General features: G+C 54.4%; 7 protein-coding genes. All 7 read left to right on the top strand.

Annotated elements, in window-relative coordinates:
- Window positions 1-390: 390 nt before the first annotated feature.
- Complete coding sequence (locus AACR93_RS17855) at window positions 391-771, top strand: RidA family protein (RefSeq protein WP_033114966.1); 381 nt, start codon at window positions 391-393, stop codon at window positions 769-771.
- An 85-nt stretch (window positions 772-856) separates the two neighbouring features.
- Window positions 857-1,249: a sulfurtransferase complex subunit TusD gene (tusD, locus tag AACR93_RS17850; protein ID WP_043851548.1), complete on the top strand. Its 393-nt coding sequence runs from the start codon at window positions 857-859 to the stop codon at window positions 1,247-1,249.
- A gap of 9 nt (window positions 1,250-1,258) precedes the next feature.
- The gene (gene tusC, locus AACR93_RS17845) at window positions 1,259-1,618 is read left to right on the top strand and encodes a sulfurtransferase complex subunit TusC (RefSeq protein WP_043851547.1); all 360 of its coding nucleotides are present in this window, start codon (window positions 1,259-1,261) and stop codon (window positions 1,616-1,618) included.
- A gap of 7 nt (window positions 1,619-1,625) precedes the next feature.
- A complete protein-coding gene (tusB, locus tag AACR93_RS17840; RefSeq protein ID WP_043851546.1) occupies window positions 1,626-1,904 on the top strand; it encodes a sulfurtransferase complex subunit TusB in 279 nt (92 codons plus the stop codon).
- Window positions 1,905-2,086: 182 nt separating this feature from the next.
- Window positions 2,087-2,461: a 30S ribosomal protein S12 gene (gene rpsL / locus AACR93_RS17835; RefSeq protein WP_005306278.1), complete on the top strand. Its 375-nt coding sequence runs from the start codon at window positions 2,087-2,089 to the stop codon at window positions 2,459-2,461.
- A gap of 93 nt (window positions 2,462-2,554) precedes the next feature.
- A complete protein-coding gene (gene rpsG, locus AACR93_RS17830; RefSeq protein ID WP_005339911.1) occupies window positions 2,555-3,025 on the top strand; it encodes a 30S ribosomal protein S7 in 471 nt (156 codons plus the stop codon).
- 75 nt (window positions 3,026-3,100) lie between these two features.
- Window positions 3,101-5,206, top strand: coding sequence for an elongation factor G (gene fusA, locus AACR93_RS17825; RefSeq protein ID WP_041210881.1), 2,106 nt, complete (start codon window positions 3,101-3,103; stop codon window positions 5,204-5,206).
- Window positions 5,207-5,327: the final 121 nt, after the last annotated feature.

Here is a 5,327-nt window from a genome sequence, read left to right as displayed (position 1 = left end):
GGAGATGTGTATAAGAGACAGGTCTTATCTGCATCAACCTGCATATCAATGCACCTTTCCACGAGTTCGTGGCCGAATTTTTCCCGACGCCCCAGCAGGCGGCACGCCAGTCACCAGAGACCTTCGCCAACAGTGTTGAAGAGCTTGTTGCCCAGACCGTGGACAACACCATCGACGAGATCAACCGCGATCCCACTGTGGCCAACAATGCCAAAAACCGCTTTATCGTCACCCAATTGTTCGAGAAGGGTATTTTTGACATCAAGGACTCCATCAACATGGTGGCGGACAAACTCAATATTTCGAAACATACCGTTTATCTCTACATCCGACAGCGCAAGCAGGGTGAAGACGAAAACGAGTAACTCAATTCCATAAGGGGATAGATGAATGGCTAAAGAAGTGATTGCAACCGACAAGGCGCCTGCCGCCATTGGTCCTTATGTTCAGGCGACCAAGGTAGGCGAGATGATCTTCACCTCCGGGCAGATCCCGCTTGATCCTGCCACCATGGAGATCGTTGCCGGTGGCATCGAAGCTCAGGCCGAGCAGGTAATGAAGAACCTGATCGCCGTATTGCAGGCTGCCGGTGCCGATGCTGGCAAGGTAGTGAAAACCACCTGCTTCCTGAGCGATATGAACGACTTCGTAGCCTTCAATCAGGTCTATGCCCGTTACTTTGGTGATGCCGCCCCGGCCCGTTCCTGCGTGGAAGTGGCCCGTCTGCCCAAAGATGTGCTGGTCGAGGTTGAGGCTATCGCCCATCTCTGATCGGCAACTGCTAAAAAGCCCCTCATGGCAGGGGCTTTTTTGTTTTTGGCGTAAAATGGACAGGCATCAGTACAGGAGCCTTGTTATGAGTCTGAGTTTTGCCCTGCTGGTGACCGGGCCTGCCTATGGCACCCAGTCGGCCAGCACCGCCTACCGCTTTGCCCGCAGCCTGTTGGCTCAGGGTCATACCCTCTCTCATCTCTTTTTCTATCAGGATGGGGTCTGCAACGCCAACGGTCTGCATCTTCCCGCCACCGATGAGACTGACCTGGTGCGCCTGTGGCGAGAGTTGGCAGAGGAGCAGGGGATCCGTATCGATGTCTGTGTCGCTGCCGCCATGCGACGCGGGGTGGTCGATGAGCAGGAGGCCAAAGGGGCAGGGCAGGCCCATTTCAATCTGCAAGCGCCATTTTGTTTGAGCGGGCTTGGCCAGCTGGCCGAAGCTGCCCTGACCGCCGATCGGCTGGTTCAGTTCTAGGGAGTGACCGTGAGCAAGAAAATCGCATTTATCTGCAGTCGTGGCCCCCATGGCCACGCTGCCGGTCGGGAGGGGCTGGATGCCCTGCTGGCCGCCTCGGCCATGACCGATGAGCTGGCCCTCTTCCTGATTGGTGACGGCGTGCTGCAACTGCTTAAAGAACAGCAGCCACAGACCATCTTGCAGCGCCACTATGCGCCAACCTTCAAGATGCTCGAACTCTATGACATCGAGGAGGTGTACGTCTGCGCCGACTCGCTGGCCGAGCGCGGCGTGACGGTCGAGGATCTGCTGATCCCGGTCGAAATCCTGTCGCGGGCAGAGATGGCCATCCAGTGGTCACAATGCGCGACGCACATCAGCTTCTGAGGTCCCCATGTTGCATCTGATCTTGAATTCCCCTTTCCAGAGCCAGGCACTGGCTCTGGCACTCTCATACCTGCAATCTGGCGATGAACTGGTGTTGATGCAGGATGCCGTCATTGCGGCCTGTGCGCCCCAGTGGTGCGAACAGCTGGTCGGGATCCCGCTACACGTCATGACCGAGGATCTGCAGGCGCGTGGTTTGCGTCATCAAGTGGGCGATTTGCTGGATATAGCCGGTCTGGTCGAGCTGATTGCACAAAAAGGCTCCCCCAGAACCTGGGCTGGCTGATTTCCATATTTTTACGTTAATTCAAAGAATTATGGAAAATTCATGCGGATCCGATTTGCCCTTCCATGCCACAAACTGTATAAATCTTGACTCCCCAGACAACAGGGCATAAAATTTCGCGTCCCCGTATATGCGGGGAGGATTTTCCACACGTTTATGAAGTCATTATCAGGAGCCTTTTGATGGCAACTATTAACCAGTTGGTTCGCAAGCCACGCATCAAGCTCGTTGTGAAAAGCAACGTGCCGGCGCTGGAAGCGTGCCCTCAGAAGCGTGGCGTATGCACTCGTGTATATACCACCACCCCGAAGAAGCCTAACTCTGCACTGCGTAAAGTGTGCCGTGTACGTCTGACCAACGGCTTCGAAGTCACCTCCTACATCGGTGGTGAAGGTCACAACCTGCAAGAGCACTCTGTTGTTCTGATCCGTGGCGGTCGTGTAAAAGACTTGCCAGGTGTTCGTTATCACACCGTTCGTGGTGCGTTGGACTGTGCCGGTGTTAAAGACCGTAAGCAGGCTCGCTCCAAGTATGGCGTGAAGCGTCCTAAAGCTTAATGGTTCTCCGTTAAGTAAGGCCAAACGTTAATTCGTTTCTAGTTAGATAGCTTTCTAGTTTTGGGTAATCCCTGAAGTTACGGAGAATTTGAAATGCCAAGACGTCGTGTTGTTGGTCAGCGTAAAATCCTGCCAGATCCCAAGTTCGGATCAGAGCTGCTGGCTAAATTTGTCAACGTAGTAATGGTTGACGGTAAGAAATCTGTTGCAGAAGCCATTGTTTATGGCGCCCTGGACATCATTGCCACCAAATCTGGCAAAGAGCACCTGGCCGTATTCGAAGAAGCTCTGGATAACATTCGTCCGGCGGTCGAGGTTAAATCTCGTCGCGTCGGTGGTGCAACCTATCAGGTGCCGGTAGAAGTTCGTCCGGTACGTCGTAATGCTCTGGCAATGCGCTGGTTGGTTGATGCCGCTCGTAAACGTGGTGAAAAATCAATGGCTCAGCGTCTGGCTGGCGAGCTGCTGGATGCCGCTGACAATAAGGGTTCGTCTGTCAAGAAACGTGAAGACGTTCACCGTATGGCTGAAGCGAACAAAGCCTTCGCTCACTTCCGCTGGTAATCCGCTTGCGCAGGGTCTTTTGGCTCTGCGCACCTTTAATTATCTAGGGACAAGCGCCTTAGTAAGAGGATGACAATGGCTCGTACAACCCCCATTGAGCGTTATCGTAATATCGGTATCTCCGCTCACATTGACGCCGGTAAGACTACTACTACCGAGCGTGTACTGTTTTACACCGGTGTAAGTCACAAGATCGGTGAAGTTCACGATGGCGCTGCCACCATGGACTGGATGGAACAGGAACAAGAGCGTGGTATCACCATCACCTCCGCCGCGACCACCGCTTTCTGGTCCGGTATGGGTAAACAGTTCCAACCGCACCGTATCAACATCATCGATACCCCCGGCCACGTTGACTTTACTATCGAAGTAGAGCGTTCAATGCGTGTTCTGGACGGTGCCGTGATGGTGTACTGTGCCGTAGGTGGCGTACAGCCACAGTCTGAGACCGTATGGCGTCAGGCTAACAAGTACAAGGTTCCCCGTATCGCGTTCGTCAACAAGATGGACCGTACAGGTGCCAACTTCCTGCGTTGCGTTGAGCACATCCGCACTCGCCTGAAGGGCAATCCGGTTCCTCTGCAGCTGAACATCGGCTCTGAAGAGAACTTCAAAGGCGTAGTTGACCTGGTCAAGATGAAGGCCATCAACTGGAGCGAAGCTGATCAGGGCGTATCTTTCGACTACGAAGATGTGCCGGCCGAGCTGCTGGAACAGGCGCAAGAAATGCGCATGAATCTGGTTGAAGCCGCTGCTGAAGCGTCTGAAGACCTGATGGAAAAATACCTGGGCGGCGAAGAGCTGACCGAGGAAGAGATCAAGCAAGCTCTGCGTCAGCGCGTGCTGAACAACGAAATCATCCTGGTAACCTGTGGCTCCGCGTTCAAGAACAAGGGCGTACAGGCAATGCTGGATGCGGTTGTTGAGTACCTGCCTGCTCCGACCGATGTAGCTGCTATCGACGGCCTGAAGATGGATGGCGAGACCAAAGACGAGCGTCATGCTTCTGATGACGAGCCGTTCTCTGCTCTGGCGTTCAAGATTGCCACTGACCCGTTCGTTGGTAACCTGACCTTCTTCCGCGTCTACTCCGGTGTTGTTAACTCCGGTGACTCCGTGCTGAACTCCGTCAAGGACAAGCGCGAGCGTTTCGGCCGTATCGTTCAGATGCACGCCAACAAGCGTGAAGAGATCAAAGAAGTTCGTGCAGGTGACATCGCTGCTGCCATCGGTCTGAAAGACGTGACCACTGGTGACACTCTGTGTGACGAAAAAGCGCCGATCATCCTCGAGCGTATGGAATTCCCGGAGCCGGTAATTTCTATCGCTGTTGAGCCGAAAACCAAGGCCGACCAGGAGAAGATGGGCCTGGCGCTGGGCCGTCTGGCTCAGGAAGACCCGTCCTTCCGCGTATGGACTGACGAAGAGTCTGGCCAGACCATCATTGCCGGTATGGGTGAGCTGCACCTGGACATCATCGTTGACCGTATGCGTCGCGAGTTCAAGGTAGAAGCGAACGTAGGTAAGCCGCAGGTTGCCTACCGTGAAACCATCCGTACCGCCGTTAAAGACATCGAAGGCAAACATGCCAAGCAGTCTGGTGGTCGCGGTCAGTACGGTCACGTTGTGATCGACATGTACCCGCTGGAAGAAGGCAAGGGCTACGAGTTCGTCAACGACATCAAAGGCGGTGTCATTCCTGGCGAATTCATCCCGGGCGTTGACAAAGGCATCCAGGAACAGCTCAAAGCTGGTCCGCTGGCTGGCTATCCGGTTATGGACCTGGGTGTGCGTCTGCACTTCGGTTCCTACCACGATGTCGACTCTTCCGAACTGGCGTTCAAGATCGCTGCTTCCATGGCCTTCAAGGCTGGCTTCATGAAGGCCACTCCGGTTCTGCTGGAACCGATCATGAAAGTAGAAGTTGAAACTCCGGAAGATTACATGGGCGACGTTATCGGTGACCTGAACCGTCGTCGTGGCCTGATCGAAGGTATGGAAGATGGCCCGTCCGGCAAGATCGTACGCGCCATGGTGCCGTTGGCCGAGATGTTCGGTTATGCAACTGCACTGCGTTCCGCTACCCAAGGTCGTGCTTCCTACGCCATGGAATTCGCCAAGTATCACGATGCACCGACCAACGTTGCACAAGCCGTGATCGAAGAGCGCAAATCCAAGTAATTTAAGATTCCCCGCCTACGACGGTAGGCGGGTTTAACCTAGAAGGACTACGTCGTGTCTAAAGAAAAATTTGAGCGTAATAAACCGCACGTAAACGTCGGCACCATCGGCCACGTTGACC

Source organism: Aeromonas sp. L_1B5_3, from assembly GCF_963866575.1.
Classification (GTDB): domain Bacteria; phylum Pseudomonadota; class Gammaproteobacteria; order Enterobacterales; family Aeromonadaceae; genus Aeromonas; species Aeromonas jandaei.
Note: the sequence above shows the minus strand (reverse complement) of the source record. Positions and strands in the feature narration are given on the sequence as shown.

What these genes read in the sequence shown, in the direction of transcription:
- AACR93_RS17855 (WP_033114966.1), top strand. Translation starts at nt 391, where the DNA reads ATGGCTAAAGAAGTGATTGCAACCGACAAGGCGCCTGCCGCCATTGGT.
- tusD (WP_043851548.1), top strand. Translation starts at nt 857, where the DNA reads ATGAGTCTGAGTTTTGCCCTGCTGGTGACCGGGCCTGCCTATGGCACC.
- tusB (WP_043851546.1), top strand. Translation starts at nt 1,626, where the DNA reads ATGTTGCATCTGATCTTGAATTCCCCTTTCCAGAGCCAGGCACTGGCT.
- rpsL (WP_005306278.1), top strand. Translation starts at nt 2,087, where the DNA reads ATGGCAACTATTAACCAGTTGGTTCGCAAGCCACGCATCAAGCTCGTT.
- rpsG (WP_005339911.1), top strand. Translation starts at nt 2,555, where the DNA reads ATGCCAAGACGTCGTGTTGTTGGTCAGCGTAAAATCCTGCCAGATCCC.
- fusA (WP_041210881.1), top strand. Translation starts at nt 3,101, where the DNA reads ATGGCTCGTACAACCCCCATTGAGCGTTATCGTAATATCGGTATCTCC.